The organism is Mesorhizobium amorphae (genome assembly GCF_014843845.1).
Lineage (GTDB): Bacteria > Pseudomonadota > Alphaproteobacteria > Rhizobiales > Rhizobiaceae > Mesorhizobium > Mesorhizobium amorphae_A.
On the sequence record NZ_JHQS01000128.1, the window covers coordinates 1 to 26,829 of the forward strand.

Consider the following 26,829-nt stretch of genomic DNA (forward strand, 5'->3'; position numbering starts at 1 on the left):
ACCTTGGGCTTCGAAACGCCGGCTGATAGATTGCGAGCGGTGTTGCGTTGACCGGTTGAACCCGCCCCCTCTTATCGGCCGCTTCCTTGCAAGGCACCCCGAAATTGAGTTCGAAATCCTTGTCGAGGATCTTCACCTTGATCTGGTGGAACACCGCATCGACGCGGGCATTCAGGTCGGAGAACGCATCGAGAAGGATATGATCGCCGTCCGGATCGCCGAACCTTTCAACGAACTTCTTTTTGCTGCGAAAGACTACCTGCTGGCTCATGGCGAGCCCAGCGTGCCCGGCGCGCTCGTGGATCACCGGTGCGTTCGCCTTCGATCCCCGTGGGACGGCACGATCCAGCCCTGGACCCTCCACAAGGGGGATGAGAAGGCCGAACCCGTCACCGGCACGCATGTCGTGGCCAACGATCTTCGTGCGGTTGCCAGCGCAATTGCCGGAGGCGCCGGAATCGGCCTGGTGCCAGCCGTTCTTCTGCAGGAACAGCTGCGATCGGGACGCGTCGTGACTGTCCTCGAGGGGTGGGGTTCCCCGATCTCCGGGATCTACTTGTACTATCCCAGCCGCCGACAGATACCTGCAGCCCTTGCTGCCTTCATAACGTTCATGAAGCAGAATCGACCCGCGCTACATGTGCCGGCAAAGAGAAAGCCGCAGGCGCAGTAGAAACCGTGGAGGGCAGCGGCAACCTGTTGGGTGGCCGCCGCCCCCCAAGAAAGCGGAGTTCAGGGTTGCGGAACAAGGATGTCGCGGGAATAGACAGGCAACGATACGACCGAGACAAGGCTCTCGCTGCCGTCGAAGATCGCGGTCAACTTTCCGCCTTCGGCCTTCAAGGACAGGCTGCGGAGATGGTTTGCGTCGCCGGACTTCACAACGTCAGTAGCCTCCTTGTAGCGATAGATGCGCGAGAATTCTGGCTTGAGCTGCGAGTAGACGTGACTGTCGCCCTTCTCCAGGGTCATCGGGCCACGTTCGAATTCCGTTTGCAATGAAACCTTCTCACTGCCGCCTTCGAAGTTCCAGTTCTCGCTCACCGTCGTCGGGCTCGAGTTATAGTGAACCCCACGATTGACGTCGTCTTTGGCCGTTTCGGCAATGCCGTAAGGACCGGCTCCACCGCGCGAAAGGCCATCGAACAACATCAGCACGTTCTCACTGCTTCCCGTCTTGTGAACAGGGATGCCGAAAAGCACGTAGCGGTACGGAGCTCCGACTGTACCCTTGGGATCCACCGCATAGAGCTGGTCCACAAATTCCACCTGGAGGTTGGCGCCGGCGGAAGGTGCTGTTGTAAACGGGCTGAGTTCCCAGCCTGCTGGCAGGAATCTGGAGAGCGCAGCCGTCGAAGCCTTGTAGTAGAGAACCGTGCGGACATCGGCATTGCTTCCGCTGTAAAGCTCGGCGGCGTTTGCGAGGGAAGGCAATGCAAGCGCAACGGTGAGCGCGGCGGCCGCGGCAAGCCGGCTGCCCAGTGATTTGAGATTCGTCATTTGAATGATTCCTTTGGAAGTACGGCAGCTCCGTCCGGAGCCGTCGCTAAAAAGATGATCAAAAGCCGGCGAGGCCGGCCTTGGCGCACTGCTCGTCCTGCACGCCCGTGCCGCCACTAGCCGAGATCGCACCGATGATCTTGCCGTCCTTCATGACCGGAATGCCGCCAGGCGCCGCGATGACGTGATCCATGTTCAGCATGAATGGGCCCATCTTGGCCGTGACGTCGAAGAAGTCGCGTGTCGGACGCTTGTAGACGGCTGCCGAAGTTGCTTTGTCCAAGGCGATCTGGGCGCTCGCCACCTCGGTGTTATCCGCCTTTTCGTAGTAGACCAGGGCGCCGTGCGTATCGACGACGGCGATGGCCATGAGCCACTTGTTGGCTGCGCATTCCTTTACAGCGCCGGCCGCAACCTGCTTGGCCTCCGACAGAGTGATGTCGGGACCATAAACATCGGCGTCGCCGGCAAATGCGGAGGTGGTAACCGAGAGAAAGCCAATGGCTGCGGCGGTGGCGGCCCATTTTGACATAGACATGTTTGAAACCTTTCGTTGGTCATGCGACCTTGTTTCGTCGAGACGAAGCGAAGGTCGTTGCCGCTTCACGAGAAGACCTGACGGGCGCTCATCAATCATTGGTAGATTTGAGAGTGAATGCCGTTGGTCACTGGACATGGATATTCTTGGCCGTCCCGCGAATGAATGACGAATTCCGAAATGGAGTATTTGGGGATGTGAAAGAATGGGTTGCACGGACAATGACGCGGCCGATAGGCGGCACCGAACGCGATGAATTGCGCCCAACGCAAGCCGCCTGGTGTGCGACGGTTAAGCCGCCGTTATTCAACCGAGTTATGATGCTGCCCCTAAACTCTGAATTGGACGGGGTTGGCCATCTCGGCAACGGTACGGCCGCAACAGCCCGGCCGAGGCGTGCAGACCTTCGGCGAGTGAGCAGCGAGGCGGAAGTCCAGCTGCAGTGCCCCGACAAACGCAAACAGAGGTCCGAAAATGGTCGCTCCCCGGATACCGCTCGATCGCTTGTTCGACGACACCAAAGGCTCTGTCCAACTGCCCAGCGGCGACGCCGTCAATCCTACCCGCCGCGCCTTTTTGGCAGCTGGCTGTCTTTGCCTGGCCTGCGGTTTTGCGACGCCTCTGCTCGCAGATGCGCCCATGGTGAAAAGCCAGGCGCCCGGGTTCTATCGGCTGGCGGTCGGTGATTTTGAGCTAACGGCGTTATCCGACGGCAGCAATATGCTGCCCGCTACGAAGTTGCTGCAGGGCGACCAGGCTCGGATCGAAGAAGCCCTGAAACGCAACTATCTCGGCGACCTCGTCGAAACCTCGCACAATTCCTTTCTCGTCAATACCGGAGCCAAACTGGTCTTGATCGACGCCGGTGCAGGCTCGCTGTTGGGGCCAACGACGGGCTATCTGCTCGGCAATCTGCGCGCCTCGGGCTATCGGCCTGAGCAGGTCGACGAGCTTTACCTTACACATCTGCACACGGATCACGTTGGCGGTCTCATGGTCGAGGGTCAGAGGGCCTTTCCCAATGCCATCGTGCGAGTTGAGAAGCGGGACACCGATTACTGGCTAAGCGAGGACAATATGCGCGCTGCTCCGGCCGAGGCGAAGCGGTTCTTTCAGGCGGCGATAGCGTCGATCACGCCATATATGCGAGCCGGCAAGCTCGCCGTTTTCGAAGGCGACACCGATCTCGTGCCGGGTGTGCGCGCGCAAACAGCCTATGGCCACACGCCCGGACACACCATGTACGTGGTCGAGAGCAGGGGCGAGAAAGTAGTGCTGTGGGGCGATGTCGTGCATGTCGCCGCAGTGCAGTTCAAAGACCCTTCCGTCACAATCCAGTACGACGGGGACGCATCCGAGGCCGAACGCGTGCACGAGCTCGCATTCGCGGATGCGGCCGAAAACGGCTACATCGTGGGCGGTGCGCACATATCGTTTCCTGGGCTGGGCCATGTGCGACGCGACGCCGAAAAAACCTACGGTGGTCTATCACCTCAAACCGGAAGCGCATTCGCGCAAAAGACCTCCTAGAGGTCCATCCCGCTCACAAGACAGCTTATGCCTGCCTGGCGGAGGCCGTTTCTCCAATCGGCGGGCCGTCGAACGTCGATCCGCAGACATCTCCCACCAGCGATCGAAACCATTGGTGGGCAGGGTGTGTGTGCAATCGTTCGTGCCAGATCAGCTTGTAGAGCAGTTTCTCCGTTTCGAACGGCAAGTCGCGCACCACCAACTCGTGCTCGTCGGCAACGGCACGCCACGGTCCGCTGAAGAAGCCAAGCGGCACGCAGGTCAGAAGGTCGCTGCGTGAGACGATCCTCAGCGCGTCGACAAAGTGATTGGCGACGACGGCGATCGTCCTTGTCCGTCCCGTCAGGCCGAGCCAGCCATCCACCAGTCCCAGTTCCAGGCCGGACGGGGTTACCAGAACATGCGTCGCGGCGGTGAACTGATCCAGCGTCAGGCCGCCAGCAAATTCGTGCCCGCTGCGCATTGCGCAGACATAGCGATCCGTCCGCAGGCTTTGCACATGAACGTCTCTTGGCAGCGAGGCAAACATGCCTACGGCGCAGTCAAGCGTACCGCGGTCGATCCCTTCCAGGGAGCTTTCATGGGTATGAACCGCAAAGGAAACACGCGCGCGTGGGGACGCAGCCTGTAGCTTCAGCGTGATTGCGCTGACGCCTTCCATGGCAAGACTGTCGGTGACGGCAATTCGAAAACTGGTCGCATCCGATGCGGGGTCGAAGTCGTCGGGCGCGAAAGAGGCGCGGATTGCCGTAAGCGAGCGATGCAGTTCGGGCCACATCGCGACCATACGTGACGTCGGTTGGACCCCCGTCGCCGTCTTGAGGAAGAGTTGATCCTTCGTCAGCGTGCGGGCGCGACGCAACGCATTGCTGACCGCCGGCTGGCTCATCGCCAGGCTCGCGGCCGCACGTGTCACGTTCCTTTCCAGCATGATGGCCTCGAGGACGGCGATTAGATTGAGATCGAGGCGCACGTTATTCACCCAGGAAATGACGCTTGTGTCTAATTCTAAATTGGACGCGCTGGCCGCGGCAAGCAATCCTGTTTCGAACGAGCCACCGAACACGTGCGAGTGAATGCGCGCGCCTCGCAACCGGTGATAAAAGCTCCGTCCAAAATAGAGGATACGCCATGAATGATCTCGCTTTCGCGGACGTGCTGCCGAAACTTACCGGCAAGATCAGCGCCGACCGCATCCGGTTGATGCGGACGCCGCGTCCGCCGAAGGAGCTGATCGACGGGTTCAAGAGGATCGGCGACGCCACCAGCGTTGTTTCGGATATTTTGGATGAGCTCGGCATCACCGGCGCGATCGGCGCATCGCTTCTAAAGCCGACCCTGCCTTCAACGTCTATTGTCGGTCCAGCGCTGACGGTACGCAACATCCTGCAACGCGAGCATGTCTACGAGACGGCGCGAAACCACGTCAACCGGATGGCGGAGTTCGAAGCCCACAATTTGGCACTGCCGGGCGACGTGGTGGTCATCGATGGCGTCGCGGGTGTTTCGAACATGGGCGGAATCTCAGCCCAGACGGGAAAAAGACAGGGGGAGGCAGGTGCTATCGTCTCCGGAGGCATTCGCGACCTCGGACATTCGCGACGGGTCGGCTACCCGCTTTGGGCCACCGAGATCACGCCGGTCACCGGCAAATGGCGGATCGAAACCGTGGAAATCAATGGCGACGTCCAGATCGCCGGCGTCCGGGTTGCTCCCGGCGATATTGTGGTCGCGGACGAAACCGGCGTCTGCTTCATTCCGATCGCCCGGGCAGCCGAGGTCCTCGCAAAGGCGCTGAAGAAGTCAGCTTTTGAGTGGGCGAAGTGCGATGCAATCGACGCAGGCACCGCCGTCGCGGACCTGCCGGGCAATGCATGAAGCGATGGATCATCCAGTGAAAAAGCTCCGCGTCGCCATCATCAACGATTACCAGGACGTGGTGCGGACTCTGGACTGTTTTTCCAGGCTGGAAGGCCATGAAATTACCATCTGGACCGATATCGTTGACGACATCGAGCTGCTGGCAAATCGTCTGTCCGATGCGGATGTGCTTGTGCTGATGCGCGAGCGCACCAGGATCGATGAAGATCTGCTCAGCCGCCTGCCCAATTTGAAGCTCATCAGCCAGAACGGCCACATCCCCCATATCGACCTGGCGGCGTGCGACCGGCATGGCGTCGTCGTTTCGTCCGCTCTCACGACGCGCCCGTCCTATTCGACGGTGGAGTTTACCTGGGGGTTGATCCTTGCAGCGATGCGCAACATTCCTTTCGAGAGCGCCTCGCTGCGGCAAGGCCATTGGCAGACGACCATCGGGCTCGGCTTGAGAGGCCGTGTCCTGGGCATCTATGGCTTCGGCCGGCTGGGCTCGATGGTGGCCCGCATCGGCAAAGCCTTCGGTATGGATGTTCTGGTTTGGGGCCGCGAGGGCTCGCTGGCTCGTGCCAGGTCCGAGGGGTTTGACACTGCCGCGGACAAGGACTCGCTGTTCAGCCTGTCGGATGTCCTCAGTTTGCATCTGCGGCTGAATGCCGAGACAACCGGTGTGATTGGTCCTGATGACCTGGCCTTGATGAAGCCAACGGCCCTGCTTGTGAACACCAGCCGTGCCGAGTTGATTGAGCCGGGGACTCTGGTGGCGGCGCTAAAGAATGGCCGACCCGGCAAGGCGGCCGTCGACGTGTTCGAACGCGAGCCGCTCACCAATCCGGACGACGCCTTGCTCAAGCTCCCCAACGCACTATGCACGCCGCATCTCGGCTACGTCGAACGCGACAATTACGAGTTCGCCTACGGCAATGCGTTCGACCAGATCGTCGCGTTCGCTGAGGGAAGTCCGATCAATTTGCACAACGCCGACGGCTTAAAACAGGATCACTGATATGAACCTCGAACTCGACGGCAAAGTCGTCCTGATAACTGGCGGCAGCAAAGGGATAGGACTGGCTTGCGCCCGGGCCTTCGGCAACGAAGGAGCTCGCGTGGTGATTGTCTCGCGCAGCCAGCAGAACCTGGATGCCGCGAAAACAGCACTCGCTGCCGACGGCCTGTCGGTAGCGAGTTTCGCCGCCGACCTGTCGGACGAGCTTGCGGCAAAGGAGATGGTCGCAGCACTCGAGGATCAGGTGGGTCCGATCGCGTCCCTGGTCAATTCAGCCGGCGGCGCCCGGAGAGTTCCTCCGGACGAACTGACGCCAGACAAGTGGCGTATTGCGATGGACGCGAAATTCTTCACCTACATGAACGTCACGGACTACGTCCTGCCCCTGATGGTGGCACGGCGCGCTGGCACGATCGTCAACATCGTTGGCACCGGCGGCAAGATCGCATCACCTATGCATTTGCCGGGAGGCGCCGCCAACGCAGCGCTGATGCTCGCCTCGGCGGGACTGGCGGCTGCCTGGGGGCACGCAGGGGTAAGGGTCAACGTCATCAATCCCGCCGCCACAATGACCGAGCGTCTGCAGTTGTCGCTGGAGGTCGAATCCAAAATGACGGGCAAGACGCCGGAGGAACTGCTGCGATTGAACGAGCAGCGCATTCCGCTACGACGCTACGCAACTCCTGAAGAAGTCGCCGACGCCGCACTTTTTTTCGCCAGCGCGAGATCCTCCTACGTGACAGGGGCGTCGCTGACCATGGACGGAGGTCTCACCCCATTGGTCGTTTGACCCGGCTCCACTGCAAAGAAAACTTACGGGAGGAAGATATGTTTGCTTGGTACAGGGATTTGACGGAACGGGAGCGCAACACCTTTTGGGGCTGCTTCGCCGGCTGGGCCGTCGATGCGATGGACGCGCAACTTTTCAGCTTCGTGCTGCCAGTTCTCATCGTTGCCTGGGGGATGAAGACGGCGCAGGCCGGCTATCTGGCCACGGCAACGCTGCTCTCCGCGGCGATCGGAGGATGGGCCTGCGGGTACCTCGCCGACCGTTTCGGCCGTGCCCGCATCATGCAGTTCACGATCCTGTGGTTCTGCGCCTTCACCTTCCTTGCCGGTTTCGCGCAGGACTTCCAGCAGCTGATGGTCCTGCGCATCATGCAAGGACTGGGCTTTGGCGGCGAGTGGGCCGCCGGGGCGGTTCTCATGGGCGAGATCATTCGTGCCGAACATCGCGGCAAGGCCGTGGGCACCGTCCAGAGCGGCTTCGGCGTTGGATGGAGCGCTGCCGCCATATTGGCAGGCCTGGTTCTGGCGCATCTGCCCCAAGAGTATGGATGGCGCGTTCTCTTGATGATCGGTGTACTGCCTGGCGTTCTGGTTCTCTATTTGCGCCGCAAGATCGAGGAGCCTGAGATTTTCGTCAAAACGCGCGCGCATGTCGAGAAGACCGGGACTCGTCCGGGATTGGGCGCGATATTCCAGCCGGAAACCTTGCGGATAACGATCCTCTCCTCATTGCTTGCCTTCGGCGTGATTGGCGTTGGCGGTGCGATCGTCAACTGGCTGCCCACCTTCATGAAGACCGTGCGCGAACTGTCGCCGAGCACTTCGGGGTACTACGTGTTCGTGGTGACCGGCGGCTCGTTTTTCGGATTTCTGGCGAGCGCATACCTGTCCGATCGTCTGGGACGGCGCCGCACCTTCCAGCTGTTTCTCCTGTGTTCCTGGCTGATCACCATCGCCTACATGTTTTTGCCGCTCTCCGGCTGGCCGCTGGTTGTCCTGGGAGCGCCGTTCGGCTTCTTCACGATCGGAAACTATGCGGCGCTGGGGCCGTTCTTCACCGAGTTGTTCCCCTCCGCCATTCGCGCCAGCGGCCAGAGTTTCGCCTACAATTTCGGCAAGGCGGCAGGCGCGGTAGCCGTGTCCACCATTGGAATACTGGCGCAATACATCACCCTGGCGGAGGCGATCGGCCTGGTTGCGTTGCTGGGCTACAGCATCGCCTTTGTCGCGACGCTCATGCTGCCCGAGACGCGTGGAATTCAACTCACGCCCGGTTATGAGCCTCTCGCGCCGCGTCCCGACAGCGGCGTTTCTTCCCCGCCTGCCGAGGCCGCCGTTGTGCGCGCGAGACGATAGCCGGCTTCGGTTTTGCTCTTGCCGCAACCTTGATTTCTACGCTCGGCACCAGCACCCGACGAACCAGATCTCTCGGAGGATCATCAGACCATGCGCAAGAGCATTTCGGTGAAAGGACTGAGCCACAGGCATCCGGTGCCCAACGCCTGTCGGATCGGCAATATGGTGTTCTCAGGCGCGGTTCACGGGGTGAGCCCGATCACGCACGAGCTGCCGTCCGGCATGGCCGATCAGTCCGCCAATGTGTTTGCCAATATGCTTGCCATCATCGAGGCCGCCGGCGGCAGCGTGGAGGACATTATCAAGGTGGAAATCTACCTCCGCGACAGCAGCGACAGGAATGCCGTGAACGAAGAATGGCTGCGGATGTTTCCCGATCCGCAGTCGCGTCCGGCCCGGCACGTTCGGCCATTGCCGCCGGACAGCCCATCTCTGGTGCAATCCGAATTCATCGCCGTCATCGAGGACGTTGCCTGATCTCAACACCAATGCTGGTCTGCGGCTGGAAGAGCTATTGATGGGGTAGTTCGTCAGCCGCACCGCGAATGCGCGCTGCGCACCGATCCACATTCGATGTTCACGCTAGCCCCCGAGGCGGCGACATCCACCGCCCTGTACAAACAGGTCGGAAAATCTGGTCGCTGTTCAGTCCACCGGCCCGAGCAGGATCGATCCGTCAGGCACGCCGGCGTCGATCGGAATCGCCCTGCGGTTCGCCGTAGCCACCATCGGCTGACCGATATTGGCGGTAACGATCACCGGCGTCTTCGAAGGCACTCGGTCGTAGAGATCGATGATGTCCTGATTGATCAGGCGAACGCAGCCCGATGATACCGACTTGCCGATCGAGTTCCATTCCGGCGAGCCGTGCAGGCGGTAAAGCGTGTCGACATTGTCGTGGAACAGATAGAGCGCGCGTGCGCCGAGCGGGTTCTTGAGCCCGCCGGGCATGCCACCATTGTCGGCACTGTATTGCTCCAGTTCAGGCTGGCGAGCGACCATTTCGTCCGGCGGCGTCCATTTCGGCCATTTCTGCTTCCACTGGACGACGGCGTCCCCCGCCCATTCGAAGCCGGCGCGGCCGAGGCCGACGCCGTAGCGGATCGCCTGGCCGCCTTCACGCACGAGATAGAGGTGGTGGCCGGTCGTATCGACGATGATGGTGCCCGGCTTCTGGCCGGTCGGATCGGGAACGATCTGGCGCAGGAACTGTGGGTCGATCTTCTGGTACGGTATGGCGGGAACCTCGAAGCCTCCATCGCTGATCGGACCGTACATCATCGCATAATCGGACAGGGGCGGATCGACATAGGCCGGCGGTGGCGGCTCGACCGGCTGCTGCCCGATTGTGCCACAGGCGGTGACTGCAACCGAAGCTGCGCCGAGCGCGGCGGCATTAAGAAAGCCGCGGCGGCTCAGGCGAAGGGAGGACGAATCGGGTGTGAACATGGTTGCCTTTTCTAGGTCTTAGTTTGCAAGAAAGCGTGAATGCACCAAGCGGGATCTGGCCGGGGGAGCATCCTTTTGCTCTCAACAGTCGACGGCGATAGGCGGTTCCGATTCTGGCCTGACGGTGGACAAACAAAGGCAAAGCTGTGACTGCCATGCATCTGTTGCCCAACAGCAACAGGCCACGTCACAGGCCTTGAACCATGGGCGGGAGCGGTTTCATCCACCGGTCAGCAGACCTTCTAGCGACGGCAGGATCAGTGATGGTGGATAGTCCCGGTATTCGTCGGGCTGGTCGGCGCGGTTGATCCACACCGTGCGGAAGCCGAATTTGGTGGCGCCGGCGACGTCCCAGCGGTTGGAGGACTGGAACGACACCGCAGCCGGGTAGAGACGCCATCCGGTGCTCACCATGTCGTAGACCGACGGATCGGTCTTGAAGCGCCTGACAGTATCGACGGAAAAGACGTCGTCCAGCACCTGGTCGAGCGCCGCCGACTTGACCGCCGCCTCCAGCATCTCCGGCGAGCCGTTGGAGAGGATGGCGAGCTTTGAGCCCGACGCCTTGAGCGCCTTGAGCACGGCCGGCACCTCTGGGTAGCAGTCGAGACGCCAATAGGCGTCGAGCAGCTTGGTCCGCAGCCCTTTGTCCGCCGAGGGCACCTTGCGAAATGCGAAATCAAGCGCCTGCTCGGTCAGCTCCCAGAAATCGGCATAGGCGCCCATCAGCGTCCTGACCCAGGAATATTCGAGCTGCTTGGCGCGCCAGATTTCGGACAGCAGCTGGCCGTCCGGCCCGATCTGGTCGGCATGGCGGCGCACGGCGGCATGCACGTCGAACAACGTGCCGTAGGCGTCGAAAACATAGGCTGCGTGATGCATGGCGACAGTTTTGAGGCGAGCAGGCAAAAGGCGCAAGCGTTGATTGCAAGGCACTCATGCTGGCCTGAACGATTCTCGGCGATGCCGGTTGACGGCAGCCGTCAAAGCATCTTCCTATGCTGCCCCGGAATATCATCCAGGGAAGCAAGCGATGACACTGGCGGCAGCGGCGCAATCCGCGACATGGACCTTCGTCGACGGCGACTGGCATGAGGGCAATGTCGCCATTCTGGGACCGCGCAGCCACGCCATGTGGCTTGGCACGAGCGTGTTCGACGGCGCCCGCTGGTTCGAAGGCGTCGCGCCCGATCTCGAGCTTCATGCAGCGCGGGTGAATGCGTCGGCAATCGCGCTTGGCCTGAAGCCAACCATGACCGCCGCCAAGATCGTCGGGCTGACCTGGGACGGGCTGAAGAAGTTCGACGGCAAGACGGCGGTCTACATCAGGCCGATGTACTGGGCCGAGCATGGCGGCTATATGGGCGTGCCGGCCGACCCGGCCTCGACCCGTTTCTGCCTCTGCCTCTACGAATCGCCCATGATTTCGCCGGCGGGTTTTTCGGTCTCGGTGTCGCCCTTCCGGCGGCCGACCATCGAGACCATGCCGACCAACGCCAAGGCCGGCTGCCTTTATCCCAACAACGGCCGCGCCATCCTCGAAGCCAAGATGCGCGGCTTCGACAATGCGCTGGTGCTGGACATGCTGGGCAATGTCGCCGAGACCGGAACCTCGAACATTTTCCTGGTCAAGGACGGTCATGTGCTGACGCCGGCCGCGAACGGCACGTTCCTGTCCGGCATCACCCGTTCGCGCACGATAAACCTGCTCGGCGACTACGGTTTCAAGACCACTGAAAAGACGCTGTCGGTGCGCGACTTCCTCGAGGCGGACGAGATATTCTCGACCGGTAACCATTCCAAGGTCGTGCCGATCACCCGTATCGAGGAGCGCAACCTGCAGCCGGGGCCGGTGGCCAAGAAGGCGCGTGAACTCTATTGGGACTGGGCGCATTCGACGTCCGCCGCCTGAGCCGCCAGCCGACTTACGGCGCCACCGGCCGCTTCGCTTGTCCGCCGTTTGTTTTGACGCAGGGTCCGTTCGCAAAACCGTGTGACAGTTTTCCGGAACCTCTCTAGAAAGGGAACCGGCGCTTCATTCCGGAGTTGTCCCTAATCATTCCAGACCTATGTTAGTCCGGTATCGACACCGGATTTTTCCATGAGGGAGTACCATCCATGGCTTTCGAATTGCCCGCTCTGCCGTACGACTACGAGGCGCTCCAGCCTTACATGTCGAAGGAGACGCTGGAATACCACCACGACAAGCACCACAAGGCCTATGTCGACAACGGCAACAAGCTGGCCGCCGAGGCCGGGATGGGCGACCTGTCGGTCGAGGACGTGGTGAAGCAGTCCTTCGGCAAGAATGCCGGGCTCTTCAACAACGCCGCCCAGCACTACAACCACATCCATTTCTGGAAATGGATGAAGAAGGGTGGCGGCGGCAACAAGCTGCCGGGCGCGCTGCAGAAGGCCTTCGACAGCGACCTTGGCGGCTACGACAAGTTCAAGGCGGACTTCATCGCCGCCGGCACCACCCAGTTCGGCTCGGGCTGGGCCTGGGTTTCGGTCAAGGACGGCAAGCTGGCGATCTCGAAGACGCCGAATGGCGAGAACCCGCTGGTCCATGGCGCCACGCCGATCCTCGGCGTCGACGTCTGGGAGCACTCCTATTACATCGACTACCGCAATGCCCGGCCGAAGTACCTCGAGGCCTTCGTCGACAGTCTCATCAACTGGGACCACGTCCTCGAACTCTACGAAAAAGCCTGATCGCACTTTTGAAAAGCCCCGGACGTCCGGGGCTTTTTCTTTTTCGGCGTTTGAAACAGCCTCCGACAAAACAGCAGCCACGGAAGGGGAATATTCAGGTCATCCACGCCGTTATCGTTCTGTCTCGAACTATCTTCACCATGGAGCCAATTGAATGAGAAAGCTTGTCATCGCCATCTCTATGCTCGCCTTTGCCGGTTCGGCGGCGTTTGCCGACCCGATCACGGATCGGCAGGCCCTGATGAAGGAACGTGGAAAGATTGCCGGCGGATTGTCGAAAGTGGTCAAGGGTGAGGAGGCTTTCGACGCTGCCGCCGTGCTCACTGCGTTGCAGTCGCTGCAGGCGAATGCCGAGAAACTTGACGTCGATGCCCTCTTCCCGGCCGGCAGCGACAAGGGTGACACCAAGGCGTCGCCGAAGATCTGGGAAGACACGGCCGGCTTCAAGGCGGCCAACGATAAATATGTCGCCGACGTCAAGGCGGCGGTCGCGGCCGCCCCCGCCGATGTCGATGCGCTGAAGGCGCAGTTCAACACCATCGGCGGTGATTGCGGCACCTGCCACGAGAGCTTCAGGATCAAAAAGGGCTGACGGCGGGCAATGCCCTTGCTGAAAAAGCTCATCGGCGCCGCCCTCGTTCTGGGCGGCGTCGGCGCTGTTGCCGCGTGGTTTCTGTCGGCGCCGGTCAGGCTCGACGCTGAAACCGTGGCGCAGCTCGGCCCCGGCGATGTGGCCAGGGGCAAACGCATCTTCTATGCCGGAGGCTGCACCTCCTGTCATGCCAAGCCCGGTTCGCAGGGCGAGGCGCGTCTGCAACTGGCCGGCGGTCTCCAGCTCAAGACGCCGTTCGGCATTTTCGTGCCACCGAATATTTCGCAGGATGCCAAGGACGGCATTGGCGCCTGGTCGGAGGAAGACCTGGCCAACGCCATGCTGAAAGGCGTGTCGCCGGGCGGCGAGCACTTCTATCCGGCGTTTCCCTACGCGTCTTACGCCCGCATGAAACCATCTGATATTGCCGACCTCTACGCCTTCCTGAAGACGCTTCCGGCGGTGGCCGGCAAGGCGCCGGGCCATACGCTCGGCTTCCCCTTCAACATCCGCCGCGGCATCGGCCTGTGGAAGCTGCTCTATCTCAGCCCGCAGCCGGTGATCGCATTGGCTGAAGGCACGCCGGACAAGGTGATGGAGGGCCGCTATCTGGTCGAGGGGCCAGGCCATTGCGGCGAATGCCACACGCCGCGCGACCTGGCAGGGGGAACGAAGAAGGCCGAGTGGCTGGCGGGCGCGACCGCCGCCGAAGGCAGCGGTATCGTGCCCAACATCACCCCGGGCGAGGGCGGCATCGGTGACTGGTCGGAGGCCGACATCGCCAACTATCTCGAAACCGGCTTCACACCGGACTTCGATTCTGTTGGCGGCGCAATGGTCGACGTGCAAAGGAACATAGCCCAACTGACGCCCGAGGACCGCGCGGCCGTCGCCGCCTATCTCAAGGCGGCCCCGCCGCATCCCAACGGCTATCCGGCTCGAAAGAAGCCGGAGAACTAGTTTTCGACTGGAGCAACTCCGGGAAAAATGCGCAGCGGTTTTCCGCCCGGCTACGGGTGGCGGTCGCCGAGGAAATCGAAGCCGCTGTCGAAGAAGTGATTGTAGTCGCAGGTCAATTCCTCGCCGGCCGCGATGTCGCGCAACGCGTAAGTCTCCTCGGGCGAGGAGACGTCGCAGTTCGGTTCGTCGGCATGGTTCATGTAACGCGCGTCATCGGCTTCGAAGACGATGTATCCGGGGTTGCGCCGATCAGGATAGGAGTAGCGGTCGAGATAACCCTTCACCGGCCCGGTCTCACCCTCATAGGTGTCGACCTCGATCAGCCGGTCAAACCGCGGGTCGAGCTTCCAGACCAGCGTGCCGCGTGGAATGTGTTTCTTGGCGAAGACGCCGATGCCCTGGATGGACGATTTGTCGAGATAGACGTCGACGAGCAGCATGGCGGACCCTTGCGAGGTTGTGACGGGCAGGTGCGGCTCTGAAAAAGCCGGGCATTGGGTAGCGCGCGGCGATGCCAATTGCGAGCGGAAAATCAGCGGCGCTTGCCGTTGATTCAAAGCTTCGAAAAAGGTCATGCGCAAATCAAAAAATCATTACCCAAGGCGGGGGCGCATCGCATTCACCCGGCCAGACCGGCCTTGCCTGTCACCTTGAGCGCAAAGGCATAGGTGTAGGCGATTTCCTCCAGCCTGGAAAACCGCCCGGAGGCGCCGGCATGGCCTGAGTCCATGTTGATCTTGAACAGCACCGGATTGTCGCCGCTCTTGCGCTCGCGCAGCCGCGCCACCCATTTGGCCGGCTCCCAATAGGTAACGCGCGGGTCGGTGAGCCCAGCGAGCGCCAGGATCGGCGGATAGTCGAGCGCGCCGACATTGTCATAGGGCGAATAGGCAGAGATCGTCCGGTAGTCCTCCGCCGATGCGATCGGATTGCCCCATTCCGGCCATTCCGGCGGCGTCAGCGGCAGCGTTGCGTCGAGCATGGTGGTGAGCACATCGACGAACGGAACCTCGGCGACGATGCCGCCAAAACACTCCGGCGCCATGTTGGCGATCGCCCCCATCAGCATGCCGCCGGCCGAGCCGCCTTGCGCGACGATACGGTCATGCGCGGTGTAGCGCTCGGCCACGAGATGGCGGGCGCAGGCGATGAAATCCGTGAAGGTGTTCATCTTGTGCTGCCGCTTGCCGTCGTCGTACCAGCCATAGCCCTTGTCCTTGCCGCCGCGGACATGGGCAATCGCATAGACGAAGCCGCGATCGACAAGTGACAGGCAATTGGTGTTGAAGGCAGCCGGCACGGTGATGCCGTAGGAGCCGTAGCCGTAGAGCAGGCAAGGTGCTGTGCCGTCGAGCGGCGTGTCGCGGTGATGGATCAGCGAGATCGGCACCAGTTCGCCGTCGGCGGCGGGCGCCATCAGCCGGCGCGTGACATAGTGGTCCGGGTCGTGGCCGGACGGTACTTCCTGGGTCTTCAGCAGCACCCGCTCGCGTGTGCGCATGTTGTAGTCGAAGACCTGCGCCGGCGTCGTCATCGACGAATAGGTAAAGCGCATGAACTCGGTGTCGTATTCATAGGATCCGGACAGGCCAAGCGAAAAGGCCTCCTCGTCGAACGAGATGAGATGTTCCTCGCCGCTCTTGCGATCGCGCACGACGATGCGCGGCAAGCCCTCCTTGCGCTCGAGACGGACCATATGGTCCTTGAAGCCGATCACCGACAGGATCAGCCGGCCGGCTTCGTGCGGCACCAGCTCCTGCCAGTTGGCGCGCACCGGATCGTTAGCCGGCGCCGTCATGATCTTGAAGTCCTTGGCGCCGTCGGCGTTGGTCAGGATGAAGAAGAGGTCGCCGCCTTCCTCGAGATCGTATTGCAGCCCGCTCTCGCGCGGCGCCACCAGCTTCGGCTCGGCAAGCGGATCGCCGGCGCGCATCAGCCGGTATTCGGATGTCTCGTGATCGTTGATGCCGATCAGGATCCATTCATTGGAGCGCGTGCCGCCGACATCCATGAAGAAGCCGGGATCGGTTTCCTCATAGACCAGCCGGTCGTTTTCGGTTCCGTCGCCAAGCGCATGGAACATCACCTTCGACGGGCGATGGTTGGAATCGAGGCGGGTGTAGAAGAAGCCGCCGTCGCCGGCATCCCAGACACCGCTGCCCCCCGTGTCGGGGATCTGGTCCGTCAGTTCCTTGCCACTGGCGAGATCGCGTACGCGAAGCGTGAAGATTTCAGAGCCCTTGTCGTCGTACGCCCATAGCAGCTTCCCGTGGTCGGCCGAATGGTCGACGCCGCCGAGTCTGAAATAGGCCTTGCCCTCGGCTTCGGCGTCGCCATCGAGCAGGATCTGCTCGTCGCCGCCATCGCGCGGCGTGCGGAAATAGCGCGGCTGCTCGCCGCCGAGCTTGAAGGACGAGCCGTAGGCGTAAGCGCCATCCTTCATCGGCACGGTGGAGTCGTCTTCCTTGATGCGTCCCTTCATCTCGGCGAAGAGCCGCTTCCGCAGCGGGGCCATATCGGCCGTCAGCGTTGCCTGGTAGGCGTTCTCGGCTTCGAGGTGAGCGCGGATGTCGCCGTCGAGCAGGGAAGGATCCCTGAACATCGCCTGCCAGTTGTCGGCGCGCACCCAGCCATAGTCGTCGGTGCGGGTGAAGCCGTGATGCGTGTCGAAGACAGGCCGTTTCTCGGGCTGCGGCGGGCTGGCGGTCGGAAAGGCTGGTGTCCTGGTCATTGCGTCTCGCTGGGAAGTTGTTTGAATGGCAAATGAACACGCCGATCAGCACCGGTTCAAGGGCAGGACGGCAGGATGAGGGTGGCTCTCAGGAGATGGGCCGGAGGAGAGATGATGAAGTTCTATGTTCGCACCGCTGCGGCTCTTGCCGTCGCTTCGACTGTTCTGGCCTTCACCGGTCAGTCTCATGCAACCGTCTTCGCGGCTTGGCAAGTGGCCAACGTGCCGTTCGGCGACACGCTCAACGCGCGCAAATATCCATCAGGTGAATCGCAGAAGCAGGCTGCCTATCCCAACGGGACAGTCTTGCAGATGACCGGCAAATGCGCCGGCGGCATAAACCTGCTTGATATTGCCGGCCAGCCGCACTGGAAGCAGGAACAGAAGATCCGCTATCGCTGGTGCGAAATCTGGGATGACCCGGCGCAGAACGGCCATTTCGTCACTGGCTGGGTCTATGGGAAGTACATCACGCCCCGTTGACCGGCCCTGGTTCCCTGCTGCACAGGTCACGCGCACCAGTAACGCACTGCAACCCATGATTTCATTAGGATCGGGAAACCTTTCGACCTGTTTCCGGTCAAGCAAAGCCGAAGCATTACGCTTCTTTTAGCTGTTGCTGCTGATGTAACGGGGACCTGACGCCGCGTCAGCCGGCGCTGGCCTTGCCAGAAAAATCTCGCTAAGTTACACATCGCACGAAAGTTTGAAGCTGAACGCCGAATATTTGATTATTATCGCTGAATATAACGCAATATACGAATTGACTTACTTGGTTCATAGGCTCATTAAGATTCCCCGACGCGAATCGCAGGTGTCTCACCTGCACGAAAATTCGCGCGATGCCCTGCCAAAAAAGGGCGCAGTTAGAAACAACTCTCGTTGGGGTCTGAATATGATGGATATCGTCGAAACACCTTCCAGAAACAGCGATGCGCTGATCGAGCTGACCGCCGATGTGGTGGCCGCTTATGTCAGCAACAATCCCGTGCCGGTCGGCGAACTGCCGAATCTTATCGCCGATGTCCATGCCGCTCTCGGGCGCGTGGGCGGAACCGCCGAGGCACCTGTCGCCGACAAGCAGAAGCCTGCGGTGAACCCGAAGCGCTCCGTCCACGACGACTACATCGTCTGTCTTGAGGACGGCAAGAAATTCAAGTCGCTGAAGCGCCACCTGATGACCCACTACAATCTGACGCCCGATGAATACCGCGAGAAGTGGGGCCTGGACGCAAGTTATCCGATGGTTGCTCCCAACTATGCCGCAGCCCGCTCGCAGCTTGCCAAGAAGATGGGTCTTGGCCGCAAGCGCAAGGGCCGCTGATATTGGCACTTTGCTGATTTCGTTTCGACGACAGACGGCGCCTGTGGGCGCCGTTTTGCTTTGAAGGCCGGCGCTGATGTGCAGCTCAATCGCCCAACTCTGCGACGGTTAGCCTTCCCGAAAATCCGATTTGTCCGGTTAGGCGGTCAGCTTCAGCGCCGCATCGGCGTCGCGCCTGATGCGCTTGACCATCGAGCGGAGGCCGTTGGCGCGCTGCGGCGATAGGTGCTCGTCGAGGCCCAGGCCCTTCAGCGTCGCTTCCGCGTCGGTCTCCCGGATTTCGCTCGCCGGCCGTCCCGAAAACAGCGCCAGCATGATGGCGACCAGGCCGCGCACGATATGCGCGTCGGAATCGCCCTTGAAAGAGATGACCGGATCGGCGCCCGGTCCCTGTTCGGTGGTCAGCCAGACCTGGCTGACGCAGCCCGGCACCTTGTTGGCGGGGGTACGCTCGGCATCGGGAAATGGCGGCAGCGCTTCGCCCAGTTCGATCACATAGCGATAACGGTCTTCCCACTCGTCGAGCAGGGAAAAGTCGTCGCGGATCGTCTGGATCGTCGTCGTCATCATACCGGATATAGTCATCCGGCACTGTCGCGTCACGGAAAAAGAAGAAAAACACCGCAGGCGTCGAGAGGTCGGACGCGCCTGCGGTGTCGCCAAGATCTGCGGCTGGAAAAGGTCTCAGTTGGTCGTCGGCAGTCTTACCGGTATCTCGACTGTCGCCGGCAGGACGATAGTCTCGGCCACGCTGCCGGTGGCAACCGTGGTGTCGGGCCCGGCAGCCTGCTGATCGCTTGCCTGCTGGTCGTCCAGCATGGCTGCCGCGATCTTGGCGGTCTCCTTGGCCCGGGCGGTAATCGTATGCATGGCGGATTTGCCGGTCTCGCAGACATCGGGTTTGCGCTCGCAAATGCCGGCGATGTCGCCGACCGCTTCGCGCGCCGCAAACAGCGCCTGGATCGGTCCGACGCTCTCGTGACCGGCCTCGTCGGTGCCGACATTCAGCGGCAGCGCCAGCAGCACCAGCGAGAACCAGAAAGCCGCCCTTATAAGAAAGCCCATCGCAATGCCCTCTCGTCCGTGACCGGATCATGCATCCGTCGGCATGACCTCTTTTATGGGCAGTATGGTGGCACACCCGCGCAAAGGACGGCTTGCGCTGATACCGAGGATTTTCCTCAAATTTTAGGCAAATTCGAAACGATTGGTTTTGCAATCGATTTGACTTGAAAGTTGTGGATTTTTTTCATCAAGCAGTAACCATCCATCTGTTTGATTTTTATGGATATTCTCGGGCACGGAGTGACGCTGCCAGCCTGGGCCGAAGGCACGGCGGCGCCCGATCCGCATAACGCTCCATTTACCATGACGGCAGATCGCCGGGCTTTGCTGCGCCGGCGTCCCGATATTTGCCGCGGGCCTGGCGTCGGTCGGGTCCTGCCTTATCCATTCCTTAAACGCTCAATGCGAGTTTCAGATCAATAAGAGCGACCTGCAAAAAGCAGGGCAATTCACGACCGGGTGCGAGTGCGTTGAGTTCGATTACGGCCAGATACGTCGAATTGCCTGGCGCGATAGCGGCCGGCTGCGAACGTATGGTTCATCCGACCATCACCGTGCCGGATGAGCGCTTGCGCCAGCGCCGGTTCATCGGCGTCATGCTGGCAGCCCCCTTCCTTGCCGCAGGCGCCGCGGTGACGCTGGTCACCTCCAGCCTCGGCGCGGCCGTCACCATGGCTGCCATCTTCGCTGCCTTCGGCCTGTGCTGGTTCGCCGCCTTGCTGGTCGCTGCGACGGGGCGGGTGGCCTTGGCCGGCCAGGCGGCGCTCGCGATGGGCGGCCTCGCGCTTACCGGCGCGATCTTTGCGGCAGGCGGCCTGGCCTCACCGATTGCTCTGTTTGCCGTGGCATTGCCGTTCGAAGCCTGGTGGATCGGCGGATCGAGGCGCGCTGGCCTGTGGGGTGCGCTATGCGCTCTCGCAGCGATCCTGCTGCAGCCGTTTGCCGGTCCCATCCTGCCGCTCGGGCCGTCGCAAATCGCCGCCTGGCACTGGCTTCTGCCGCTGGCCTGGGCGTTGACGCTGGCTGTGCGGCTGACGGCGCTGCGCAACCCGGCTAACGCTGGGCACGCGACCCCTGCCGGCGACCATCTCGAGGATATGATCGATGCGGTCGTCCTGCGCGTTGCCAGGCATGGCGAGGTGCTGGATGCCTCGGCCAGGGCGCGCAGCATTCTGAAGCTGCCGCCGGAGCTTCTGTTCGGCGCCGGCCTGTTCGAGCGCGTCCATCTTTCCGACCGCGTCGCCTACCTCAGCGCGCTCGCCGACATGCGCGACGGGGCCGTGGCGCGGCGGGTCGACCTGCGCGTCCGGCTGCCGCGCGACGGCGCTTCGTCCGACAATTTCAGGCCGTTCCGCCTCGACCTGATGCGGGCCGAGCATCAGCAGGATGCGTTCACGCTGCTGCTGCGCGAAAACGACGACGTCGCCGGGCTGCGCGAAGAGCTTGCCGCGGCAAAAGAGGCGACCGCGGCTGCCGAAGTGGCCAAGGGCCGCTTCCTGGCGGTGGTCAGCCACGAGCTTCGCACGCCTTTGAATGCCATCATCGGCTTTTCCGACATGCTGCTGCATGAGATGTTCGGCGCCTTCAAGGATCCGCGCCAGAAGGAATATGTCGGCTTGGTCAGGGACTCCGGCCAGCATCTGCTCGGCGTCGTCACCTCGATTCTCGATGTCTCCAGGATCGAGGCCGGCGCCTACGCGACCGAGCCGGAACCGTTCCGTTTCGTCGAAGCGGTCGACATGTGCCGGTCGATGATGCAGTTGCAGGCCGAGGCCAAGAGCATCCGCCTTACGACGCAGATCGCCCCCGACTCTGGCGAGATCAATGCCGATCGCCGCGCCGTGCAGCAGATCCTGATCAACCTCGTCTCCAACGCCATCAAGTTCACGCCCGACGGCGGCGATGTCGTGGTCGGCGCCAAGCGGGTTGGCTCGCGGCTGCATTTCTGGGTCAGCGACACCGGCATCGGCATTGCCGAGGAGGATTTTGAAAATCTCGGCAAGCCGTTCATGCAGATACAGAGCGACTATACGCGCCGCTTCGAGGGAACCGGTCTCGGCCTGTCGCTGGTCAAGGGCCTGGTGGCGCTGCACGACGGCACGATATCGATCGAGAGCATGCTGGGCGAGGGCACCACGGTGACGATCAGCCTGCCGGTGAACGGGCCGAAGGGACGTTCGAAGGGCAAGGATGGCGGCGTGCTGGCGATGCCCGCGGTGATGACGAAGGGGGACAGGAATGGCTCGCTCCGCAAAACAGGCTAAGGCGGTCAAGCGCCGCGGCAGCGCCTTCGAGGACGGCGCGATGGCCGTCGGCGGCATGATCACGCGCAACCCTGTCCTGGTCGGCGGCTCGACCGCCTTCCTGGTGACATTGTTCTACGTCTCGGCCAATGCGCTCTGGTACCAGCCGTTCCCGCATGCCGGCGCGTTCTTTGCCACCAGGAGCATCGAAGACTTTCCGCGCACAGGCTCAGACGAGCCCGAAACCACCATCAACATCGTGCGTCCGGCGCCAGTCAAGAGCGACCCGGCCGTCGAAGAGGTCCAGGGCATATTGAAGGACCTCGATTTCTACTCCGGCACCGTCGACGGCATTTCCGGTCCCAACACGCGCAAAGCCATCCAGGCCTACCAGCAGAAAGTCGGTCTGCCGGCCTCGGGCGAAATCGACGCCGTGCTCCTCGACCAGCTTGGCGCCAGGCAGACGACAGCGGGCATTCCGCATCCGGTGCCGCGGCCCGTGGACACCGCTGCCGCCCCGGCCGACGCCGATCCGACGCCCGCACCCATCCCGGCCTCCGCGCCGGCCAATGCAGAGGCGCAGGCGCCCGATGCCCGAATCGTCAAGATCCAGGCCGGGCTCAAGGCCTTCGGCAATGACGACATGCAGCTCGATGGCGTTGTCGGCGCGCGCACCAAGGCGGCGATCAAGGAATTCCAGTCGCTGTTCGGCCTGCCCGAAACCGGCGAGCCCGACGAGGTCGTCTACGTCAAGATGCGCGAGATCGGCCTGACCAACTGACCCTGGGGCAGTGGCTGACCGAACCGTTCCTGTTTCCGGCGCGATGCTGTAAGGAGCCGCGCATGTCGACCGGAAACCTTTCATGCGTGTAACCACTGATCTGTGGGTGTCGGCCCTGTTGCGCCGGGTGTTTGCCGCTGGCGGTTTTGCCGCCGTGGTCAAGCGCGGTGCGGCCGAGGCCGGCGCCATCTTCGTGCTTGCGCGGAGCAGGCTGGGGGAGGTCGCCTTGTTCGGGCCGGCGCCGCAGACAAGCTACGATTCGGCGAAGCCCGACGACCGCTTCTTCACCTTGCTCGGTTCGGGCGACGATGCTGCAATGCTCGACGCCAGGCTGGAGCGGGAGAAGAAATTCGATCCTGATATCTGGGTGATCGAGATCGAGGCCGGCGCCGTTCCGGTCGAGGAACTGCTTTCGGTCAAGACGGACTAAGGCTTGGATCGATCTCTAGGATGCCTTGCGGCTGGCGGCCGGATCGTCGCCGTTCGACGACTGGCGGCTCTCGGCATTCACCACTTCGGGGCCATTGCCACGGATCGCCCGCGACAATGCCTCTGCCTTCCAGCCGCGCACCCTGTCCAGCGCCGCCTCGCGATGCAGCAGCCGGTAACGGTCGAGGAACAGCCGGATTGCCTGCGGATGCGGAAACTCCCTGGGGAAGACGGCGACCGCGATCAGAAAGGCTCGGTCCTCGCTGAGGTCGAGTGCCCTGAGCGCGGTAAGCAGCGCGGCATGGCTCGACTGTTCGATCAGCGACCGCGCCGTCTGGAAATAGATGTCGAGCGCATCGGCGAGCGCGGTCTGGAAGAAGCCGGCATTGCCGGTCAGCGCCGTCTCGCGCAGCTTGACGTAGCTCGCCTGGCCGAGGAACGGATTGACGCTGACATCCTCGCCGGCCGTATCGGGGCGCATCATCGCGCGCAGCCGGCGCCTTGCGTTCTCGGCGGCATTGCCGCGGGGCTCCCGCGTTTCCGCGTCGGCTGCAGCGGCGGCCGCTTCCTTCGCCGACACCGCTTCTGCGTTGCCCGGCGCTGCCTCGGTTTTCGCCGGCATTGCCGTCACGATCGTCTGCGGCGGCCGCATCCTGACCAGCGTCGGCTTTTCAAGCGCCTTGATCAGATCCGATATGGTCGGGTTCAGGTCCTTGCGCCGCGCAATAGCGCGCGCATGCGGCAGGCCGTGCCGTCCGATCAGCGCGATGAGGTCGATGTCGCTCAGCGCCCGCGAGCGGATCAGCAGGGGAGCGGCGGTATCGACCGGCTCCTCGGCCAGGCGCCGCACCAGGGCGTTAGGCGCATACTCGCATTCGGAAAGTGCCGCCGCGACATAGCGGCGCGATTCGACCGACACCTCGTCGAACAGCGGCAGCGTCAGATCTTCGAGCTGGGCGACCTCGCGGCGCGAGGGCCGGGTGAGTGAGCAGAATGCCGACACCACGGCGCGGAACAACCTTTCGGCCTTTCCCGCTTCAGCCCGAATAGCGATTTGCCTGAAATCCGAAGATGACACGGAGGATACGCCCGACACTCGACACGACTTGGACCACGCTCGACCGGGACTGTGTCGGTTTCGCGATTACCAAGAACAAAGATCAAGTTAGCGACGATCCGTTAGCGCTCCGTTAACCCTCTGCCCGCCTTAATCATATTTGGAGGCGTTGCGTTGTGCTCCGGGGCAACCGAGAGGAATGCGCGAACCATGGGCATGGTACTGTCTTTCGTGCCGCGAACGGCACCAACCAATCGAGCAAGTCAAAACACCGGTACGCCGGCGGCGGTGATCATTTTCCCCGGCGTCCGCTACGAACCTTCGCCGCTAACCGGCGATGCGAGGCCAAGCGGTCCGGACAAGCCGGGTGCGCCGAGGACGCCGGTCCCGCATCATTAGGGCGCCGCGGTCGAAATCAGTAGTCCTGCAGCTCGCAGGAACTCTGCTCCAGGAACTGTGAGACGACAGGTTTCCAGCTGTCGTCGGGCACGAAGGAGCGGATGACGAATATGCCTTCCTCGATCGGCGCTTCGACGAAGATCGCGCCCTGCAGCTCCTCGGGAAGTTCCCTGCGCACATCGATCATCTGAGCCGGCGTCAGCACCACGGTATCGAGCACGCCGCCGGTGGCGCTGTGGTCGTTGAAGGAATAGAGGTTGTGGCCGCTGCGGTCATAGACCGAGACCGACCAGAACGGCACGTTGCCGGGCGCCTTGATCCGCACCATGCCCTCGGCAAGGTCGAAGCGGCAGGCCGCCGCGTAAAACAGCGGATCGACGGATTTCACCACCGGCGCACCGCCGGCCTCGGCGTCGAGCCTTGTCATCTTGTAGAGGTCCGAGGCCATCGCCAATCGCGACCAGGCGTCGCGTTCGGAAAATTCCGGCACCAGCATCAAGACGACGATATGCACGATGCCGGCACCGAGCAGACCGAGCAGGACGGTGTGCAGCAACTTACGCATTGCAGCCGGCTTTCACGATCCTGGGCAGCGTCACATCGGAAAGGCCGGTGCTGCTGGCGATCGGCGTGTCGTAGAAGGTGAGCACGAAATACATCCGTCCGAAGCCCTCGGTCAGAAGCCAATTGCCGGGGGCCGGGCGGTTGCCGACGGTGATGATCACCGAATTGTCGGGCTGGCGCAGCACCTGATAGGACTGCAGTGCCGCAAGCCTCGGCCTGTCGGTGTCGACCACACCGAGCGACTGGTCGGCGGCATAGAGGGTCCAGAAACGGGCGGTTGGGAAGCGGCCTTCGATCATGTAGGCGCATTCGCGCCTGAGCTGGTCGCCGCCGGCATCGCGTTCGGCGATGAAGGAGAGCCCCTCGGCCCGGCCGAGCGCCAGCACGCCCTCGCGTGCCACGCGTGCCTTCGAATAGGGGTCGGCCGCTTGCGTGCCGATCTCGGGGAAGGCGGTCCACTGGCCGATCCTGATCGCGCCGACGCCGTCCTGTGCCTTCAGCGCATACCAGACGCTGCCACCGCCGCCGCCGATGGCGATGGCAAGCGAAAGCAGCGTGAGGAATGCATTCTTGAGCATGAAGGGCCGGAAACAGAGGAGGTTGCTCGGGATATCGCGGCGCGGGGCCTCGTGGCAAGCCGGCTTGCTCTAAAGGCGTGGCGATATTCAGCTGATGCCGGCCTGCAAATGGTGGCTTCTTGCGCTTCCCGCTCATGTAAATGGCATACTGCCTTCAAGTCGTTTTTACCGAACAAGGAGAGTGGCATTCCCCGTGTTGACGACCGGCTTGTCATGGACGAGCTCTCCGGCACTGCGCCCTCTGATCTTCGATGCCTCCTGCGGCGCTGCACGTGGCCATCCAATCACTGACTTGTCAGGCTGCTAGTTCGCGCCGGTCCGATGCCTGTGCTTGAAGCCGCCGCCATTTCGTTCCACATCGATAGGGGATGAAGGGCGAGACTGAAGAGCGGCGTTGGAATTTGGTGTGGGCCTTGCCCGCATCGCTGATCCTGCATGCGCTCATCGCAGCATTGCTGGTCTACAGCCTGCCGAGGCCTGCCCAACAGCCGGATCAGGAACAGCCGGTCAATGTCGCGCTTGTGCCTCCGCCCGAGCAGCCGAAACCGAAGCCCCCGCCGCAGCCAAAGGAACCCAAGGCCGAAAAGCCGCCGGAACCGAAGCCTGAAAAACCGCCCGAGCAGAAAGTTGAAAAACCGCCCGAAAAGCAGCCGCCGAAGCCACCGCCGATCGCGGTGCTACGCCAAGCCCACGCAAAGCGAGGAGAAGCAGGCAACCGAGGCCACCAATAAAAAGCAGGCAGACAAACAGAAGGCAGGAGCGCAGACCGCCGACAAGCAAACAGCCGCGGCTCCGACGCCGTTGGGTGCTGAGAGCGGCGATAAAGTCGAGTTTCCGGCTGCGGCCGAAAAACCGAAGCCCAAACCCGCAAATGCCATGAAGTTCAGGCCTGCAAAGGTATCGAAGCCCCGAAGCAACAGCGCCGGGACGCCAGGCTCCACCAACGCCGCTGCCGGATCGCCGATCTATTCGGGCCTTCCGGGTGTTCGAAAGCTGTACTCGCAGGGCGCCACCGGCGATGCGTTGGCCGCAAGCTCGATGACCGGCGTGCCTCGCGATCAGCGGGTCGCCAACCCTTGCGGCAGCGTTTTGAACCAGGAATTGCGGGACGCCTCTTATTCTCCCAAATGGCTGCCATCCATTCCGCTGAAGGCGGGCAATGTTCTTAACCCTCCGGAGGCCGCCTTCAGCACGACAACCACATGGTACCGTTTACGCTTCCGGTGCGAGGTCGACGCCGATGCGACAAGGGTCTTGTCGTTCAACTTCCGTGTCGGCGATGAGATCCCACCCGGCGAATGGGGCCGTCTCAGATTGCCTAGTCTCCACTAAAGCATGTCTCCCGAAG

General features: G+C 62.2%; 30 protein-coding genes. 18 read left to right on the top strand and 12 right to left on the bottom strand.

The genetic code is table 11. The annotated features are described in order from the left end of the window. A partial coding sequence (locus DH08_RS33115) for a LysR substrate-binding domain-containing protein (protein ID WP_246801178.1) occupies positions 1–673 on the top strand: 673 nt, incomplete at its 5' end. Between the two features lie 59 nt (positions 674–732). Here the strand turns inward: DH08_RS33115 and DH08_RS33120 are convergent. Together DH08_RS33120 and DH08_RS33125 are read right to left on the bottom strand one after the other, a co-directional pair. Next, positions 733–1,500 carry a hypothetical protein gene (locus tag DH08_RS33120; RefSeq protein ID WP_192183421.1) on the bottom strand — a complete coding sequence of 256 codons (768 nt, stop codon included), beginning with the start codon at positions 1,498–1,500 and terminating at the stop codon, positions 733–735. A 58-nt stretch (positions 1,501–1,558) separates the two neighbouring features. Next, complete coding sequence (locus DH08_RS33125; RefSeq protein ID WP_246801179.1) at positions 1,559–2,137, bottom strand: GlcG/HbpS family heme-binding protein; 579 nt, start codon at positions 2,135–2,137, stop codon at positions 1,559–1,561. Positions 2,138–2,542: 405 nt separating this feature from the next. On the opposite strand from DH08_RS33125, the gene DH08_RS33130 reads away from it, so the two are divergent. After that, the gene (locus DH08_RS33130) at positions 2,543–3,568 is read left to right on the top strand and encodes an MBL fold metallo-hydrolase (RefSeq protein ID WP_246801181.1); all 1,026 of its coding nucleotides are present in this window, start codon (positions 2,543–2,545) and stop codon (positions 3,566–3,568) included. 25 nt (positions 3,569–3,593) lie between these two features. Here DH08_RS33130 and DH08_RS33135 read toward each other — a convergent pair whose 3' ends face one another. Continuing rightward, positions 3,594–4,541: a LysR substrate-binding domain-containing protein gene (locus tag DH08_RS33135; RefSeq protein ID WP_192183423.1), complete on the bottom strand. Its 948-nt coding sequence runs from the start codon at positions 4,539–4,541 to the stop codon at positions 3,594–3,596. A 182-nt stretch (positions 4,542–4,723) separates the two neighbouring features. On the opposite strand from DH08_RS33135, the gene DH08_RS33140 reads away from it, so the two are divergent. From DH08_RS33140 to DH08_RS33160, 5 genes are all read left to right on the top strand, one after another. After that, complete coding sequence (locus DH08_RS33140; RefSeq protein ID WP_345892486.1) at positions 4,724–5,446, top strand: RraA family protein; 723 nt, start codon at positions 4,724–4,726, stop codon at positions 5,444–5,446. Between the two features lie 16 nt (positions 5,447–5,462). Further along, positions 5,463–6,449 (top strand): D-2-hydroxyacid dehydrogenase family protein, encoded by a 987-nt coding sequence (locus DH08_RS33145; protein WP_345892487.1) that lies wholly within the window; start codon positions 5,463–5,465, stop codon positions 6,447–6,449. Position 6,450: 1 nt separating this feature from the next. Further along, on the top strand, positions 6,451–7,239 hold the full coding sequence (locus DH08_RS33150) for an SDR family oxidoreductase (RefSeq protein WP_192183425.1): 789 nt from the start codon (positions 6,451–6,453) through the stop codon (positions 7,237–7,239). Beyond that, on the top strand, positions 7,236–8,594 hold the full coding sequence (locus DH08_RS33155; protein ID WP_246801183.1) for an MFS transporter: 1,359 nt from the start codon (positions 7,236–7,238) through the stop codon (positions 8,592–8,594). Before DH08_RS33150 ends, DH08_RS33155 begins: the two co-directional genes overlap by 4 nt. Before the next feature lie 90 nt (positions 8,595–8,684). Further along, a complete protein-coding gene (locus DH08_RS33160) occupies positions 8,685–9,071 on the top strand; it encodes a RidA family protein (RefSeq protein ID WP_192183426.1) in 387 nt (128 codons plus the stop codon). A 168-nt stretch (positions 9,072–9,239) separates the two neighbouring features. Here DH08_RS33160 and DH08_RS33165 read toward each other — a convergent pair whose 3' ends face one another. After that, a complete protein-coding gene (locus tag DH08_RS33165; protein ID WP_192183427.1) occupies positions 9,240–10,043 on the bottom strand; it encodes a L,D-transpeptidase in 804 nt (267 codons plus the stop codon). A 219-nt stretch (positions 10,044–10,262) separates the two neighbouring features. Further along, positions 10,263–10,925, bottom strand: coding sequence for a haloacid dehalogenase type II (locus tag DH08_RS33170; RefSeq protein WP_192183428.1), 663 nt, complete (start codon positions 10,923–10,925; stop codon positions 10,263–10,265). Between the two features lie 151 nt (positions 10,926–11,076). Between DH08_RS33170 and DH08_RS33175 the strand changes: the two genes are divergently transcribed. From DH08_RS33175 to DH08_RS33190, 4 genes are all read left to right on the top strand, one after another. Continuing rightward, entirely contained in the window at positions 11,077–11,955 is an 879-nt protein-coding gene (locus tag DH08_RS33175; RefSeq protein ID WP_192183429.1) for a branched-chain amino acid aminotransferase, read from the top strand. 206 nt (positions 11,956–12,161) lie between these two features. Next, the gene (locus DH08_RS33180; protein ID WP_006199690.1) at positions 12,162–12,758 is read left to right on the top strand and encodes a superoxide dismutase; all 597 of its coding nucleotides are present in this window, start codon (positions 12,162–12,164) and stop codon (positions 12,756–12,758) included. Between the two features lie 154 nt (positions 12,759–12,912). Further along, positions 12,913–13,350, top strand: a complete 438-nt coding sequence (locus tag DH08_RS33185) for a c-type cytochrome (protein ID WP_192183430.1) — start codon at positions 12,913–12,915, stop codon at positions 13,348–13,350. Positions 13,351–13,359: 9 nt separating this feature from the next. Further along, positions 13,360–14,310 carry a c-type cytochrome gene (locus DH08_RS33190; RefSeq protein ID WP_192183431.1) on the top strand — a complete coding sequence of 317 codons (951 nt, stop codon included), beginning with the start codon at positions 13,360–13,362 and terminating at the stop codon, positions 14,308–14,310. Positions 14,311–14,360: 50 nt separating this feature from the next. Here DH08_RS33190 and DH08_RS33195 read toward each other — a convergent pair whose 3' ends face one another. Both DH08_RS33195 and DH08_RS33200 read right to left on the bottom strand, forming a co-directional pair. Beyond that, complete coding sequence (locus DH08_RS33195; RefSeq protein WP_192183432.1) at positions 14,361–14,750, bottom strand: SET domain-containing protein; 390 nt, start codon at positions 14,748–14,750, stop codon at positions 14,361–14,363. 179 nt (positions 14,751–14,929) lie between these two features. Continuing rightward, the gene (locus tag DH08_RS33200; protein ID WP_192183433.1) at positions 14,930–17,041 is read right to left on the bottom strand and encodes a S9 family peptidase; all 2,112 of its coding nucleotides are present in this window, start codon (positions 17,039–17,041) and stop codon (positions 14,930–14,932) included. A 111-nt stretch (positions 17,042–17,152) separates the two neighbouring features. Between DH08_RS33200 and DH08_RS33205 the strand changes: the two genes are divergently transcribed. Next, positions 17,153–17,524: an SH3 domain-containing protein gene (locus tag DH08_RS33205; protein WP_428339716.1), complete on the top strand. Its 372-nt coding sequence runs from the start codon at positions 17,153–17,155 to the stop codon at positions 17,522–17,524. 415 nt (positions 17,525–17,939) lie between these two features. Further along, a complete protein-coding gene (locus DH08_RS33210) occupies positions 17,940–18,365 on the top strand; it encodes a Ros/MucR family transcriptional regulator (RefSeq protein ID WP_040581861.1) in 426 nt (141 codons plus the stop codon). A gap of 138 nt (positions 18,366–18,503) precedes the next feature. Here DH08_RS33210 and DH08_RS33215 read toward each other — a convergent pair whose 3' ends face one another. Beyond that, positions 18,504–18,932, bottom strand: coding sequence for a SufE family protein (locus DH08_RS33215; protein WP_192183499.1), 429 nt, complete (start codon positions 18,930–18,932; stop codon positions 18,504–18,506). A gap of 117 nt (positions 18,933–19,049) precedes the next feature. Further along, positions 19,050–19,430 (bottom strand): DUF5330 domain-containing protein, encoded by a 381-nt coding sequence (locus DH08_RS33220; RefSeq protein ID WP_192183435.1) that lies wholly within the window; start codon positions 19,428–19,430, stop codon positions 19,050–19,052. 533 nt (positions 19,431–19,963) lie between these two features. Between DH08_RS33220 and DH08_RS33225 the strand changes: the two genes are divergently transcribed. The 3 genes from DH08_RS33225 (at position 19,964) to DH08_RS33235 (ending at position 22,884) form a co-directional block, all read left to right on the top strand. Continuing rightward, a complete protein-coding gene (locus DH08_RS33225; RefSeq protein WP_192183436.1) occupies positions 19,964–21,694 on the top strand; it encodes an ATP-binding protein in 1,731 nt (576 codons plus the stop codon). Next, positions 21,669–22,454, top strand: a complete 786-nt coding sequence (locus tag DH08_RS33230) for a peptidoglycan-binding domain-containing protein (RefSeq protein WP_192183437.1) — start codon at positions 21,669–21,671, stop codon at positions 22,452–22,454. Before DH08_RS33225 ends, DH08_RS33230 begins: the two co-directional genes overlap by 26 nt. Positions 22,455–22,536: 82 nt before the next feature. Then, positions 22,537–22,884, top strand: a complete 348-nt coding sequence (locus DH08_RS33235) for a DUF1491 family protein (RefSeq protein ID WP_192183438.1) — start codon at positions 22,537–22,539, stop codon at positions 22,882–22,884. 15 nt (positions 22,885–22,899) lie between these two features. Here DH08_RS33235 and DH08_RS33240 read toward each other — a convergent pair whose 3' ends face one another. From DH08_RS33240 to DH08_RS33250, 3 genes are all read right to left on the bottom strand, one after another. Further along, a complete protein-coding gene (locus DH08_RS33240; RefSeq protein WP_192183439.1) occupies positions 22,900–23,961 on the bottom strand; it encodes a hypothetical protein in 1,062 nt (353 codons plus the stop codon). A gap of 394 nt (positions 23,962–24,355) precedes the next feature. After that, positions 24,356–24,904, bottom strand: a complete 549-nt coding sequence (locus DH08_RS33245; protein ID WP_006199703.1) for a DUF1254 domain-containing protein — start codon at positions 24,902–24,904, stop codon at positions 24,356–24,358. Next, positions 24,897–25,481: a DUF1214 domain-containing protein gene (locus DH08_RS33250; protein WP_192183440.1), complete on the bottom strand. Its 585-nt coding sequence runs from the start codon at positions 25,479–25,481 to the stop codon at positions 24,897–24,899. Before DH08_RS33250 ends, DH08_RS33245 begins: the two co-directional genes overlap by 8 nt. Before the next feature lie 368 nt (positions 25,482–25,849). Between DH08_RS33250 and DH08_RS37560 the strand changes: the two genes are divergently transcribed. Next, positions 25,850–26,212: a hypothetical protein gene (locus tag DH08_RS37560; protein ID WP_428339720.1), complete on the top strand. Its 363-nt coding sequence runs from the start codon at positions 25,850–25,852 to the stop codon at positions 26,210–26,212. Continuing rightward, positions 26,109–26,813, top strand: a complete 705-nt coding sequence (locus DH08_RS33255; protein ID WP_428339722.1) for a DUF930 domain-containing protein — start codon at positions 26,109–26,111, stop codon at positions 26,811–26,813. Before DH08_RS37560 ends, DH08_RS33255 begins: the two co-directional genes overlap by 104 nt. The last annotated feature ends 16 nt before the right edge of the window (positions 26,814–26,829 follow it).